Source organism: Bacteroides sp. D20 (assembly GCF_003436255.1).
Lineage (GTDB): Bacteria > Bacteroidota > Bacteroidia > Bacteroidales > Bacteroidaceae > Bacteroides > Bacteroides uniformis.
Map to the genome: position 1 here is coordinate 60,351 of NZ_QSOO01000003.1, position 15,205 is coordinate 75,555.

8 protein-coding genes are annotated in these 15,205 nt (G+C 45.3%); all 8 read left to right on the plus strand.

Features of this window, described 5'->3' with window-relative positions; all coding sequences use genetic code 11:
* Positions 1–185 precede the first annotated feature (185 nt).
* The 8 genes from DXD78_RS03825 (at position 186) to DXD78_RS03860 (ending at position 15,109) form a co-directional block, all read left to right on the plus strand.
* Positions 186–1,415: a glycoside hydrolase family 76 protein gene (locus tag DXD78_RS03825; RefSeq protein ID WP_034529194.1), complete on the plus strand. Its 1,230-nt coding sequence runs from the start codon at positions 186–188 to the stop codon at positions 1,413–1,415.
* Between the two features lie 19 nt (positions 1,416–1,434).
* Positions 1,435–2,898, plus strand: coding sequence for a glycoside hydrolase family 125 protein (locus DXD78_RS03830; RefSeq protein WP_005824841.1), 1,464 nt, complete (start codon positions 1,435–1,437; stop codon positions 2,896–2,898).
* A 142-nt stretch (positions 2,899–3,040) separates the two neighbouring features.
* A complete protein-coding gene (locus DXD78_RS03835) occupies positions 3,041–6,217 on the plus strand; it encodes a TonB-dependent receptor (protein ID WP_005824843.1) in 3,177 nt (1,058 codons plus the stop codon).
* Positions 6,218–6,232: 15 nt separating this feature from the next.
* A complete protein-coding gene (locus DXD78_RS03840; protein WP_005824845.1) occupies positions 6,233–7,843 on the plus strand; it encodes a RagB/SusD family nutrient uptake outer membrane protein in 1,611 nt (536 codons plus the stop codon).
* A 33-nt stretch (positions 7,844–7,876) separates the two neighbouring features.
* Positions 7,877–9,025: a SusE domain-containing protein gene (locus DXD78_RS03845; protein WP_005824847.1), complete on the plus strand. Its 1,149-nt coding sequence runs from the start codon at positions 7,877–7,879 to the stop codon at positions 9,023–9,025.
* A gap of 14 nt (positions 9,026–9,039) precedes the next feature.
* Complete coding sequence (locus DXD78_RS03850) at positions 9,040–10,173, plus strand: glycoside hydrolase family 76 protein (protein ID WP_005824849.1); 1,134 nt, start codon at positions 9,040–9,042, stop codon at positions 10,171–10,173.
* 142 nt (positions 10,174–10,315) lie between these two features.
* A complete protein-coding gene (locus tag DXD78_RS03855) occupies positions 10,316–12,466 on the plus strand; it encodes a GH92 family glycosyl hydrolase (protein ID WP_005833933.1) in 2,151 nt (716 codons plus the stop codon).
* Between the two features lie 15 nt (positions 12,467–12,481).
* Positions 12,482–15,109, plus strand: a complete 2,628-nt coding sequence (locus tag DXD78_RS03860) for a glycoside hydrolase family 78 protein (RefSeq protein ID WP_009037474.1) — start codon at positions 12,482–12,484, stop codon at positions 15,107–15,109.
* The last annotated feature ends 96 nt before the right edge of the window (positions 15,110–15,205 follow it).

The window sequence follows — 15,205 nt, forward strand, 5'->3', positions numbered from 1 at the left end:
ACAAACTTGTTTTAGAATTCTGCCATGTCCGGAATGTGGACGGTTATGTCACGGATTTATAGTTGGCTTTTAACCTTACTGTCTATTTTTGCAATCGTTTTTAATAGGGTTTATATATTATATAAAAGAAGACTCCTGCAACGGAGTGAAAAACAAGTCGAACAATTTAATGCCGTAGAAAAAAGATGAAAAATTCCAAGAAAGCACTCCTCTGCCTATTGGCATGCGCCTTGGCAGTAACCGGATGCAAGACACAGAAAGAACCGGCTGTGGCAGACAACGCAATGCTGGTCAGATCTACACAAACACTTGATTCCTTATATGCTCACTATTCCGCACCGGGCACTTGTCTGTTGCGTGAGAATTATCCTTCGGACGTGGAAGGCTATACCGCTACTTATCTGGCTTCCGAGGAACAGAAGAACCGTCCCAATCTTTACTCTTATTTGTGGCCTTATTCCGGTACCTTCTCCGCAGTGAATGCGTTGATGGAGGCCACTAAAGATAACAAGAAAGATTTCGGGAACTATCAGAAGTTGCTTGATGAGAAAGTGCTTCCGGGACTTGCTGAATATTTCGATACTCGTCGTATGCCCAAAGCGTATGCTTCTTACATCAAGGACGCTCCGTTGTCCGACCGCTTTTACGATGACAACGTGTGGCTCGGCATTGACTTCACAGACGTCTATCTGATGACTAGCCAAGAGAACTATCTGCAGAGCGCCAAGCTTATCTGGAAGTTTATAGAAAGCGGTATGGACGATTGTTTGGGAGGAGGTATCTATTGGTGCGAACAGAAGAAGGAATCAAAGAACACTTGTTCCAACGCCCCTGGTTCCGTCTTTGCCCTGAAACTTTTCAAGGCTACGCAAGACAGCTCCTATTTTGAGAAAGGGAAGAGTTTGTACGAGTGGACTAAAGCAACATTGCAGGACACAACAGACTGCCTTTACTTCGACAACATGCGTTTGGACGGTGAGATAGGACGTGCCAAATTTGCCTATAACAGCGGTCAGATGATGCAGTCGGCTGCTTTGCTCTATCAGCTTACCGGTAATGGGCAGTATCTGAAGGATGCGCAAGCGATTGCTGCTGCTTGTCATAATTATTTCTTCATGGAATTCACCCCCGGACAGGGAGAACCGTTTCATATGCTGAAGAAGGGTGATGTGTGGTTCACCGCCGTTATGTTGCGTGGTTTTATGGAACTCTATCAGGTGGACGGTAACAAGGTTTATCTTGATTCCTTTGCCCGCAGTCTGGACTATGCTTGGACGCATGCCCGTGAAGAGAACGGCCTTTTCAATACTGATTTCACCGGCAAGAGCCGCGACAATCGTAAATGGCTGCTGACACAAGCCGCCATGGTAGAGATGTACGCGCGTTTGGCCGTGTTCGCTAATCAGTCTTTATAATTAAAACGAATCAGACCAAATGAAAAAGAGAAACATTACCTTGTGCGCTGTTGCCATGCTCTGTATGCAAGGCTATGCTAAGGCAGACACTTTTATCCTGAAAGGTGACAACACTTGTGTGGAGAACTATGCTCAGATGACTGCTGCTTACAAGAGCAATCGTCCAAAAATGAAGAAACGCCTTTTCACCTCAAAAGCGGTGGAAGCTGAGATTGTTCGCGTGAAGAAACTGCTTACCAATCCTAAGTTGGCGTGGATGTTTGAGAATTGCTTTCCTAATACGCTTGACACTACTGTACACTTTCGCATGCTGGACGGTAAACCCGATACTTTTGTTTATACCGGTGACATCCATGCTATGTGGCTGCGTGACTCCGGTGCGCAGGTGTGGCCATATGTGCAGTTAGCCAACAATGATGCGCAATTGAAAGAGATGCTCGAAGGTGTCATTCGCCGTCAGTTCCTTTGCATCAACATTGATCCGTACGCCAATGCTTTCAACGACGGACCTACGGGTGGCAACTGGATGACTGACTTGACAGATATGAAGCCCGAACTGCACGAGCGCAAATGGGAGATAGACTCTCTTTGTTACCCGCTTCGTCTGGCTTACCAGTATTGGAAAGTAACTGGTGACAGCAGTATCTTCGACGGTGAATGGATGAAGGCAATTACTGCTATCCTGAAGACTTTCAAGGAACAGCAGCGTAAGGACGGTGTAGGCCCTTACCGTTTCCAACGTAAGACGGAACGTGCTCTGGATACGCTGAATAACGACGGCTTGGGTGCTCCGGTCAAACCGGTGGGACTGATTGTTTCCGCTTTCCGCCCATCGGACGATGCCACTACGCTTCAGTACCTGGTCCCTTCCAACTTTTTCGCTGTCTCTTCTCTGAGAAAGGCTGCTGAAATTCTGACGGAAGTAAACAAGGAAACATCCTTGGCCAAAGAATGCACCGATTTGGCAGCCGAAGTGGAGGCAGCCCTGAAGAAATATGCCACTTACAATCATCCTGAGTTTGGGACAATCTATGCATTTGAAGTAGATGGATTCGGCAATCATCTGTTAATGGACGATGCCAATGTACCCAGCCTTCTTGCTATGCCTTATTTGGGTGATGTGGACGTAAACGATCCTATCTATCAGAATACACGCCGCTTTGTGTGGAGTGGCAGCAACCCTTACTTTTTTAAAGGTAAAGCCGGTGAAGGTATCGGAGGTCCGCACATTGGTTATGATATGGTATGGCCTATGAGTATCATGATGAAGGCATTCACCAGCCAGAATGATGAGGAGATAAAGATTTGTATCAAAATGCTGATGGATACGGATGCCGGTACGGGATTCATGCACGAGTCTTTCCACAAGGATGACCCCACTAACTTTACCCGTGCATGGTTTGCTTGGCAGAATACGCTGTTTGGAGAATTGATTTTGAAATTAGTGAACGAGGGTAAAGTGGATTTGCTGAACAGCTTGTAAAAACAGGAATTATTTAAAATCAATAAAGTGCGCTGGAAGGAGGATTAGGATACAAATTGCATGAATTGGTTGTTCGTTGGTATTATTTGTGTTCTTTTCCTTTTTTTATCGTGATTTATTATAATGTTTAATCTTAAAGAATATGAAAAAGAATCGAGTGTACACAGTAAATTCATTGCTGGCTCGGATAGGTGGGAACTATAAGTTCTGGCTTATTGCCTTGCCTGCTGTGACTATGCTGGCGCAGGCTCCTGCGGTTTATGCACATGCGGAGACTATTACTGTGGTGCAGCAAAACAATGCCACGGTGAGAGGTTCCGTTAAGGATGCCACAGGTGAAAGCCTGATTGGAGTGAGTGTTACTGTTAAGGGTAAAGAAGGTGTGGGTACCATTACAGATGTGGATGGAAACTATTCCATTGTTTGTAGTGCCCAAGATGTTCTCGTCTTTTCCTATGTGGGATATGCCACTCAGGAAATTGCTGTGAAAAATCAAAAACAATTGAATGTTGTCTTAAAGGAGGATACCAAGGTGCTGGATGAAGTTATTGTCATCGGTTATGGTACTACTACCCGCAAGAGTGCCGTAGGTGCTGTAGACCAGGTAAAGGCTTCCATGATCGAAGACCGTCCCGTGGCTAACATGACAGATGCTTTGCAAGGGGCTGCGCCCAACGTGGTTATCCAGCAGCGCAGTAGCAATCCTAATGATCGTAAGACTAACTTTAATATTCGTGGTATCAGCACTGTGAATGACAATAGTCCGCTTTTTGTCATAGACGGATTGGTAGCTGATGGTGGTAGTTTCGATAAATTGAATCCCAATGATATTGAGAACATTTCCATCTTGAAAGATGCCGGTACAGCTGCTATTTATGGTTCACGTTCTTCCAATGGTGTAGTTTTGGTTACTACTAAGAAAGGTAAGAAGAACCAGCGTGCGACAGTTCGGTTAAGTGGTATGATGGGATGGCAGAATCCGGATATCTTGTTTTCTCCGGTGAAAGGCTATCAGAACGCTACTTTGCGCAATTTAGCTGCCACCAATGCTGGAGAGGCTCCTTTGTATACACCCGATCAAATCCGTGACCTGGCTGCCCATCAAAATGAAGAAAGCTGGTTTTTTGATCAGATAGTCCGCACAGCCTTACAGCAGAATTACAATCTAAGCGTATCTGGAGGTAGTGATAAAACTACTTACATGGTGTCCATGGGTTATTATGACCAGGAAAGTAATTATGTGGGCAACAGTGATTTTGGCGTGCAGCGTTATAATTTTCGTACCAATGTTAGCACGGAAGTGGGACGTTTGAAACTGAATGCTATTTTGGCTTATACACGTAATAATAGTGTAAGTACCACCGGTGGGAGTTTGGAAGTGGATGCCGCCCGTGTACCTACTTATTATTATTACAAAATGAAATCGGAAGATGGAAGATATTTGTTAAATGATGTATTGACTGAATTTAACCCATTGGGAGCATTGGAAGCTGGTGGCCGTAACAAGTATCGTAACAATTATCTGAACGCTAATGTCAATGCTGAATTCCGGCTTATTGACGGATTGAAGTTGCGTGGAGTGTTGGGTGCGGATGTGATAAACGACATGCGTTCTACCCGCAATTTGGGCGTATCCTATTACTTGAATGAAGAGGCTACCGAACCACGTCCAGTGAAAGATACTGACTATCGGACCAGTAACTGGAATCATACGGCTTACCTTATTAATAGCCAACTTTTGTTGGATTACAACAAGACATTCGGTAAACACAATGTCAGCGGGCTTTTTGGAGTAACCAATGAATCGTTTACTTCGTCTAGCAATGAGATTGAGAAGAAGGGGGTAGATCCCGACTTGGGTATCGGTACAGACATTACCAATAGTACTGTGGGAAACATCACAGGAAAAACATTTGTAGATGAATCCAACCGTACCAGTCTGACTTCTCTGTTGGGACGTGTGGGGTATTCTTACGCTGACAGATATTATACAGAATTCAGCTTCCGTTATGACGCTTCTTCCAAGTTTCATAAAGACTACCGATGGGGTTTCTTCCCTTCTGTTTCATTAGGCTGGCGTTTGAGCGAGGAGAACTTTATGCAGGCTTACAAGGAACGTGTGGGTGACTTGAAACTGCGTACTTCTTTTGGTATCTTGGGTAACCAGTCTATTGGTACTTATGACCGTTTTACTGTTTACGAACTGTACAACAACTCTTACGCATACAACAACCAGACAGTATCGGGCGCAGGTTTTAAGTTAGGTAAGGATAATTTGACTTGGGAAAAGACCAAAACCTTCAACGTGGGTGTAGACGCTTCGTTCTTCAATAACGCTTTGAATGTGACGTTCGACTATTTCTACAAGCGTACGAGCGACATTTTAATGAAGCCCCTTGTGCCTTCGGTATTCGGTACGGATATGGCGATGGACAACATTGGTGAGATGCAGAATCAAGGTTGGGACCTCTCTATCAACTATCGTTTGAAAACGGGAGCTGCAAATCATAACTTCAACTTCAATCTTGGTGACTCTTGGAATGAAGTGCTGAAGTACCCTGGTCACGAAAGAATCTCACAAATAGAGGAGTTGAGCCGTATCACCCGTGAAGGATGTCCGTTGGAGTCTTACTACGGTTACAAGATGGACGGCTTTTTCCAAAGCTACGAGGAGATTGAGGCATCGGCTATTCCTGTAGGTGGAAAGGTACAGCCGGGTGACGTGAAGTTTGTAGACCGTAACGAAGATGGTGTCATCGACTCGAAGGATAAGTTTATCTTGGGTAATGCCTTCCCTCGTCTTACTTTCGGTTTCAACTACAATGTAGAATGGAAAGGATTCGATTTCGGTATGTTCTGGCAGGGTGTGGGCAAGCGTGACATGATGCTTCGTGGTGAATTGATTGAACCGTTCCACGCCAATTACTCTTATAATATCTATAAGCATCAACTGGATTTCTGGACTCCTACCAACACCGATGCACGTTGGCCGAGACTTACTGCTCCGGGTTCTACTTCCAACAGAAACAACTACGGAAACGGACAAGGTTCCGACCTATTCTTGATGGATGGAAAATACCTGCGTCTGAAGAACTTGCAGATTGGTTACACATTCCCCAAAACATGGAGCCGCAAGGTGGGCATGGAAAAGGCACGTATCTATGTCAACGGACAAAACTTGCTGACTTTCAGTAATAACTCGTTTATTGACCCTGAATCTTCTGAGTTCGACTCTAAGATGGGTAATAGTGGCGCCAATTCTGGTAGAAACTACCCGACGCTCCGTTACTATGGTTTCGGTATAGACATTGAATTCTAAAAACAACAGATAACTATGAGACTAAGAAAATATATAGCTTTTGCCGGAATGGCTGTTCTGATGCTTTGCAGTTGCAACGAGATGGAGAACGCACCGACAAACAAATTTACGGATAACTCTTATTGGACTTCCACCACCAAAGCCCAGTATGTGGTGAACATGGCTTACAGCCAGATGTACAATGCAGGCCGTATGTGGAGCGATGAAAGTTTGAGTGACAATGCTTACGACGGTCGCAGTGTGGACGACCAACGTGCCATTCGCAAAGGTATGGCTACTCCCTCGCTCGACATCTTCAAGAATGAATGGAAAGACCTTTACGGAGGCATAAAGACCTGCCACGTGTTCCTTGAAAAGGTGGATCTGGTACCCAACATGGACGCATCTGTTAAAGCACGTATGATTGCCGAGATACGCTATATCCGTGCAAGCCTCTACTTCCGTCTGACTAACCTTTATGGTGCAGTACCTTTCTTTACGGAGGACATCACGCTGGAAGAATCGCGGAGTGTAAGTCGTACAGACCGCGAAACCATTATCAGCTTCATTCACCAAGAATTGGAAGACATCAAGGATGCGCTTCCCACTCGCGACCAATTGCCCGAAGAAGACAAGGGCAAAATTACTAAAGGTGCCGTTTGTGCTTTGCAGGCTCGTGTCTACTTGATGGATAGCGACTGGAACAATGTGATGCTTTATTGCGACAATCTGATGAACAAACAGGGCGAATATGGTACTTATGCCTTATTTCCTGATTATGCCGGGCTTTTTGATGAAGCCAATGAGTATAATGAAGAGATTATCATGGACCGTTCTTATGTACCCAATTTGATTACTTGGGGTGAGATGGTAGACATGATTCCTTTGTCAAGAGGCGGACGTGCCGTGAACCGTGTGCCGCAACAATCATTGGTAGATACTTATCTGATGCTTAGTGGAAAGACTATCAGTGAAGCCGGGACAGATTATAACCCTGCTTATCCTTACGACAACCGTGACCCACGTCTCACCGCTACTATCATTTATGATGGCTATGACTGGAGTGGCAATGTGGACGATGGCAGTAAAGACGTAGTCATCAACATTCGTCCGGGTTCGGGAACCGATGCCTACGATGGTGGTGGAAACGGCACTTCTACCGGTTATTTCACCCGTAAGTATTATAATCCGCAGGCTTCCGGTGATCAGAATTCCGGTATGAACATCATCACTATGCGCTATGCTGACATCTTGCTGATGTATGCTGAGGCTGTTCACGAAACAAGCGGTATGACTGAAGCGGTATGGAACAAGACCATCCGTCCCATCCGCGAACGTGCCGGATTCACTGCCGATGCAGCCTTGAACTTTCCTGCCGGAAAGAGCAAGGAAGAGATGAGGCAGATTATTCGCGACGAACGTCGTGTAGAAATGGCGATGGAAGGTTTGCGCTGGTATGATATTAAGCGTTGGAAGGCTGGCAACGAATACTTGTCGGGCAAGGTGCGCGGTGCAAGCTTCGTGGACGAGAATAAGCTTGACACTCGCAAGTTCGAAGAGGCAAGAGATTACCTTTGGGCAGTTCCTATCAGTGAAATCAATTTGAATCCCAATCTGGCGCCTAACAATCCAGGATATGGAAATTAACGTGTATCTAAACTCATTAAAAACAATAGAACAATGAAAACAATATTCTCAACAATAGCTCTTTTTTCGGCAGTCCTCTTTGCTACGTCTTGTACGGAAGACATGGAATACAAGGATTCCAAAGTTTCCTCAGTAAATCAGTTGTATGAACCCACTGACGGCAAGGAAGTAGTCTTGCAATCGTCGGCCAGCGCCAGCCTGTTCTTTGAATGGGAGTCGGCCAAGGCTGAAGATAGCGGTGCCCCTCTTTATGAAGTGGTATTTGATAAAGAAGGTGGAGATTTTTCTAAGCCTATTTACAAAGTGCTTTCTGACAATGGCGGTTCTTTGAGCTATGCTACCATCAGCCACAAGACATTGAACAAGGTTGGTGCGGCTGCCGGATTGAACAGTGGTGAGACGGGTACACTTGTTTGGACAGTAATGGCTTCCAGAGGTTTGAATTCTGTAATGGCAAAGGAAAGCAAGAAGCTCACCATCACTCGCTTGGTGGGATTTGAAGAGATTCCGGCACAGCTTTACTTGACCGGAAGTGCTACTGAAGGTGGTATGGATGCTTCTAAGGCCGTGGCGTGTGCTTCACCCGAAAAGGATAAGTTCGAAGTCTTTACGAAGTTGGAAGGCGGAAAGACTTACAAACTGGTAGATAGAGCAGCCGAAGGTGCCAAGGTGTTTTATATCAATGGCAATAAGATTATGGAAGGCGAAGGCGAGACAACCGTAGAAAAGACGGGAGTTTACCGCATTGAGATGGATTTCTCCATTGCATCTGTAACCGTCAGGGAAGTAAGTAAGATGGAATTCTACTTCTGTCCGAGTGGTGCCGCAACTTTTGAATTGCCTTATGTTGGAAACGGTGTGTTCTGCGGTCAGGATAAAATTGAGTTCAAGCAAGAAGGATGGGGGCGCGACCAACGCTATAAGTTCTTGATGACTTATGCTGATGGTAGTATACAGTATTGGGGAACCAAGAATACTACAGACTCTAATCCTGGTGCGGCTACTCCCGAAGATCCTTATTTCTATATTATGGAGACTCCTGATAACCAATGGGATCAGAAGTGGAAACTGAACGATGAATTCGATGGTGCGGCCGATGGCCACAATCCGGGTGCCATCACCAAGATTAGTGTGATATTCAATGTGGAGAACTATACTCATAAAGTGGAATTGGCCAACTAATTTAAGGAGAGATTATGAAAAAAATATTATTTTGTCTGCCCCTGCTTCTTTTGGCACTTCAATCGTGCGAGATAGAAGATGAGTATATGTATGATAAGGGGCTTTACACCATAGATTGGGATGCGGCTGCCGATAGCAGTTCTGTGACCCTGATAGATCGTTTCTGGAATACGGAAGAGAATTATTTCAACTACGGGAATGACGGTTCAATCAAGGATTTCCATTATTGGCCGCAGGCTCATGCTATGGATGTGATGATAGATGCTTACAATCGTACCGGAGATAGCAAGTACAGCGACTTGTTCGACAAATGGTATGTCGGTATCAAGGCAAAGAACGGTGGCAGTTATTGGAACAACTTTTATGATGATATGGAGTGGATTGCTCTCACCATGATTCGCTTGTACGAAGTTACTGATGAAAACAAGTATCTGGAAACTTCTCAAGAGATGTGGAATGAAATCAAGACCGGTTGGAACGATTACGCAGGTGGTGGCATTGCTTGGACTCACGACCAGCTATGGAGCAAAAATGCTTGTTCCAACGGCCCTGCTGCTTTGATTGCTGCTCGTCTTTACCGTATTAACGGGAATCAGGAGGATTTGGATTGGGCTGTCAATATTTATAAATGGGAGCGTGAAAATTTATTTAACCCTGCTACCGGCGCCATCTATGATAATGTGAACGGTGAGACGGGTGAGTTGAGTACACTTTCTCTTTCTTATAACCAAGGTACATTCTTGGGTGCTGCTTACGAACTGTATAAGATCACAGGAGAAGAGTCCTATTTGAAAGATGCTCGTAAGGCTGCCAATTTCGCTATCAGTAATAGCAGCATGATAGATACTGGAAATAATTTACTTCGTGATGAAGGCGATGGGGACGGAGGTTTGTTTAAGGGTATTTTCATGCGTTATTATGTGCAGCTGATTATGGAACCGAATTTGGACCCCATATATAAGAAGAAATTCATCACTTTCTTTAACAATAATGCTGAAATCTTGTGGCGAAAGGGAATCAATAAACTTGATTTGCTGTATAATACTAACTGGGCAATGAACAATAGCGGCAACAACCATCTGACTACGCAGACAAGTGGTTGTACTTTGATTGAAGCCAAAGCTCTCTTTGAAAAGAGCCTGAAATAAGTTAGCAATTAAAAGTGTGTCGAAACTCAATCTGGTTATTGGGTTTCGGCACATTTTTTTTTAGAGCCAGTTTTAATTGGCAGTTATTTTGGAAATAATGTTTTTAGAGACAACAGTTTTTTATATAAAATAAATACAAAAGATGAAACAGAATCAATATTTATTTCTACTGTTCGCCCTGATTGTTCTGACGGGCTGTGGCGGTACGCAGAAGAAATTAACCGAATATGTCAATCCTTTCTTGGGTACGGCTACTTTGTGGGAGCCTGAGGACTTAGGGTATACGCGCAAAATAAAGTCACGTACATGGGGTGCGGAAACTTATCCGGGTGCTACCTTGCCCAACGCAATGGTGCAGCTCAGCCCCGTTACACAGTTTCGTAGCGGTGCGGGCTATCAATATGAGGACACTGTGATTTATGGTTTTTCACATACAGCTAAAGGGCATTGGAACTTGTTGCATGTCCCCATGTTGCCAGTGGTGGGAACTATCGCTCCGGGTAATTATTGCTCCGGGTTTAGTCACGAGAAGGAATCTGCGCATCCGGGGTATTACCAAGTTTATCTGGAACGCTATAAAGTGAATGCCGAGTTGACCAGTACCTTGCGTTGTGCCTACCATAAATATACTTTCGGCAAGGGCGACGATAAGTCATTATTGGTAGACATCCGCCGTTCTAATAATGATGTCCGTGATTGGAAGATTGAGAAGGTTGACGATAATACGTTCACGGGTTATCAAGATGGCGATGGTAAAATCTACTTTTACGCTAAGACCAACTATAAAATAGGCCAAGTGGAAATGGTAAAAGACGACAAACATGAGGTGGCTGTGCTGCGTTTTATCGACAGCAAAGGTGTTGAACCTTTGGAAGTGAAGGCTGGTTTCTCGTTTGTGAGTATAGAGAATGCTCAAATGAATTTGAAGGCCGAAATGTTGAACAAAAGTTTTGCACAAGTGGCAGAAGAAGCCGATGCGGCTTGGGAAGCACTCCTCTCCAAGATTCAAGTTGCAGGTGGCACGGAACGTGAAAAGAGATTGTTTTATTCTACTTTCTTCCATGCTTTTAAATGGCCGGCTTTGCGTAGCGATGTGAATCATGAATATACTGATGTCCGTGGCGAAGTAGTGAATAACGGCTTCCACTATTACACTGACCCTTCTTTTTGGGACGATTATCGCAACAAACTGGTACTCATAGGTATGATTTCTCCCGATGTGACTACTGACATCATTAGGTCTATTATTGACAAAGGTGAGAAGCGTGACGGCTACATGCCCACCTTCTTCCATGGTGATCACGCTTCCACTTTTATTTCTGGTTCTTGGTTGCGTGGTTTGCATGATTTCGATCTGGAGCGTGCTTATAAGTTGATTCTGAAAAATGCTACGGTGCCCGGTAAAGGAGGACGTCGCTATTTGGATGAGTATATGGAGCGAGGTTGGATTGCTGAAAAAGACACAGTGAATGTACCCACATGGGACGAATACAAAGGGGCTGTGACCAAGACCCAGGAATATGCTTACGATGACTATGCCGTAGCCTTGGTAGCCAAGGAGCTGGGAGATGAAGCCAACTACAAACTGATGATGGAACGCTCCAACAACTACAAGACGCTATTCGACCCCTCTACCGGCTTTTGGAGAGGTAAGATTGACGATGGTAGCTGGATTCAGGATTTCGATCCGTATTATCCCTATTACCAGTACATGTACCGTGAGGCCAATGCATGGAACGCCCTCTTCTTCGCCCCCCACGACCCCGAAGGCATGATTAAGCTCTATCCCAGTAAAGAGGCGGTGGAGGCTAAACTGGATTCCTTATTCAGCGAACCGTGGAGAGGTTACGAGGCCCACAACCTGACCGGATTCATCGGAAACTATTGCCACGGAAACCAGCCGGGACACAGCATTCCTTACACCTATTATTTCATAGACAAACAAGAGAAAGCCCAATGCATTCTCGACAGCCTGATGAACCACTACTATGACATGGGTGCCGACAAGCTGGCTTATGCAGGGATGGATGATGCCGGCGAGATGTCTTCGTGGTATGTGCTCAATGCTATTGGACTTTACACTTATTCGCCTGCCGATCCTGAATATATTGTTACTGTTCCCTTGTTCGATAAAGTGACGTTCAATCTGAATGGTCGTCCCTTTACGATTGTGAAGAAAGGAAGCGGCAAGAAGATTATTGACATTACTTATGACGGTAAAAAGATTGACGGTTACTTTATCACCCATGACCAACTGAGGGAGGGCAAGGAACTGGTGATTACTACGGAATAGATAAACAATGGAGTTATGAAAAGAAATATACTGCTTCTATTCACATTCTTTGCTTGCATTACTGTACAAGGGCAGACTCCGGTTCGTTTGGTTGATCTGAGGAGCGAACATCTTGACAGACCTATAGGTTTGGATAATCCCGTTCCACGCCTTTCTTGGCGGATGGAAGATGGTAGGCAGGGAGCTGTGCAGACTTCCTGGCGGATTGTGGTAGACGAAGACTCGTTGAATGTGGTCAATGGCTGTGGCAGGATGTGGGATAGTGGAAAGAACGATTCCCGTAATCAGCTTGTGGCCTATGCGGGCAAAAAACTGCAGCCTTTCACTAGATATTATTGGAAAGTAATCTGCAGCGACATGGAATATAAGGAGACTGCTTCTCCTGTCTCTTACTTTGAAACGGGCATGATGGGGATGCAACATTGGCAAGGTGCTTGGATTGGCGATGGCAAGGATATTCATTATGGGTCTGCCCCTTACTTCCGAAAAGAGTTCAAGACCGGCAAAAAGGTAAAGTCAGCGCGTGCTTATATTGCCGCTGCTGGACTATATGAGCTTTACATCAATGGCGAGAAGATAGGAGACCACTGCCTTGCCCCTCTCTATACCCGCTTTGATCGCCGCAACTTGTATGTGGCTTATGATGTGACTTCACAATTACAGAATGGTGACAACGCTATTGGCGTACTTTTGGGTAACGGCTGGTATAACCATCAATCCAAAGCAGTGTGGGACTTCGACCGTGCCCCTTGGCGCAACCGTCCCACTTTCTGTCTGGACTTGCGCATTACCTACACCGATGGAAGCGTGGAGACTATTCCCACCGATCTCAGTTGGCGGACAGCGTCGGGTGCAATCACTTTTAATAGTATCTATACTGGCGAGCACTACGATGCACGTCTGGAGCAGAAAGGATGGAGCACTCCGGAATTCGATGATTCCAAGTGGCGCGGAGTAGCCTATCGGAGTGTACCTTCTTCCAATGTCACTGCCCAGCAAGTACATCCCATCCGTAATGTAAAGATTTTCCCCGCCGTCTCTTTCCGCAAAGTGGACGAGAAAACATACATCTATGATTTCGGGCAAAATATGTCCGGTGTGACTTGTATTCATGTTTCGGGTGAACGGGGAACGGAGGTCAGAATCAAACATGGCGAACGCTTACATCCAAATGGCCGCCTCGATCTCTCGAACATTGATGTCTACTTTCGAGGCGATAAGGAGAAAGACCCTTTTCAGACGGACATTCTCATTCTGAGTGGAGAAGAGGATGAGTTCATGCCCCGATTTAATTACAAGGGATTTCGTTATGTGGAGGTAGTGGCAGATAAGCCTATTGAGCTTGACCAAAACAGCTTGATTGCTTACTTCATGCACAGTGATGTGCCGGCAGTAGGTAGCTTGGAATCTTCGAGCCCACTGATAGGCAAGCTGCTCCATGCTGCCAATCACTCTTACCTTTCCAATCTGATGGGCTACCCCACCGATTGCCCTCAGCGCGAGAAGAACGGTTGGACTGGTGACGGTCATTTTGCCATTGAGGCAGCATTTTATAACTTTGATGGAATTACCGTTTACGAAAAATGGTTGGCCGACCATCGTGACGAACAGCAGCCCAACGGAGTGCTGCCCGATATTATTCCAACTGGTGGATGGGGATATGGTACAGACAACGGGCTGGACTGGACTAGTACTATTGCCATCATCCCTTGGAATATCTACCTCTTCTACGGTGATAGCAAGCCCTTGAGCGATTGTTACGAGAGCATCAAACGTTATGTGGATTATGTGGAGCGTATCTCTAACAATCATCTCACTACGTGGGGGCGCGGAGACTGGGTGCCGGTGAAGTCAAAATCCAATAAAGAGCTGACTTCCTCGGTCTACTTTTATGTAGATACCAAGATTTTGGCCGCTGCTGCCAAACTCTTCGGCAAACAGGCCGATTACGAATATTATAATGCCTTGTCGGAGGAGATAAAGCAAGCTGTCAATGATAAGTTCCTGAATCGAGAAACAGGCATCTATGCCGAAGGTTCACAAACCGAATTGAGTGTTCCCTTGCAATGGAAGATTGTGCCCGAAGAGTTGATAGGAAAAGTGGCAGCTAACTTGGCACATAAGGTAGAGGAGGACGGTTTTCACTTGGATGTGGGTGTATTAGGAGCTAAAGCTATTCTGAATGCACTCAGCGAAAATGGTTATGCTGAAACAGCTTATAAGGTGGCTGTACAGGACACTTATCCTTCATGGGGTTGGTGGATGGTGAACGGTGCCACTACGCTGCTCGAGAACTGGGATTTGCAGGCTACTCGTGACATCTCGGACAATCATATGATGTTCGGTGAAATAGGTGCTTGGTTCTACAAGGGGCTGGGAGGTATTTTCCCTGATCCCGTGCAACCTGGTTTTCAAAACATTCTGCTCCGTCCCCATTTCATAAAGGGATTGAAACGGTTTGAAGCTCGTCATCGGTCGCCTTACGGTGAAATTGTTTCTCGCTGGGAATGGAAAGGGAAATGTGTGCATTATGAAGTTACAGTGCCCGCTAACAGTACAGCTACACTCACTTTACCTGACAAGGCCGAGAATGTACGGGTGGTGGAACTGGCGGCAGGAAGATATGAGTTTATTGTAAAGTGACCTTGTACTTCATTTATGCTTGCAAATATGTAATTAGCGGGTTTGCCACGTTGTTGTGGCATAACTCGCTAATTTTTATAGTCGGTATGTTAAGGG

Coding starts and splice junctions, on each gene's coding strand:
- DXD78_RS03825 (WP_034529194.1), top strand. CDS start 186: ATGAAAAATTCCAAGAAAGCACTCCTCTGCCTATTGGCATGCGCCTTG.
- DXD78_RS03830 (WP_005824841.1), top strand. CDS start 1,435: ATGAAAAAGAGAAACATTACCTTGTGCGCTGTTGCCATGCTCTGTATG.
- DXD78_RS03835 (WP_005824843.1), top strand. CDS start 3,041: ATGAAAAAGAATCGAGTGTACACAGTAAATTCATTGCTGGCTCGGATA.
- DXD78_RS03840 (WP_005824845.1), top strand. CDS start 6,233: ATGAGACTAAGAAAATATATAGCTTTTGCCGGAATGGCTGTTCTGATG.
- DXD78_RS03845 (WP_005824847.1), top strand. CDS start 7,877: ATGAAAACAATATTCTCAACAATAGCTCTTTTTTCGGCAGTCCTCTTT.
- DXD78_RS03850 (WP_005824849.1), top strand. CDS start 9,040: ATGAAAAAAATATTATTTTGTCTGCCCCTGCTTCTTTTGGCACTTCAA.
- DXD78_RS03855 (WP_005833933.1), top strand. CDS start 10,316: ATGAAACAGAATCAATATTTATTTCTACTGTTCGCCCTGATTGTTCTG.
- DXD78_RS03860 (WP_009037474.1), top strand. CDS start 12,482: ATGAAAAGAAATATACTGCTTCTATTCACATTCTTTGCTTGCATTACT.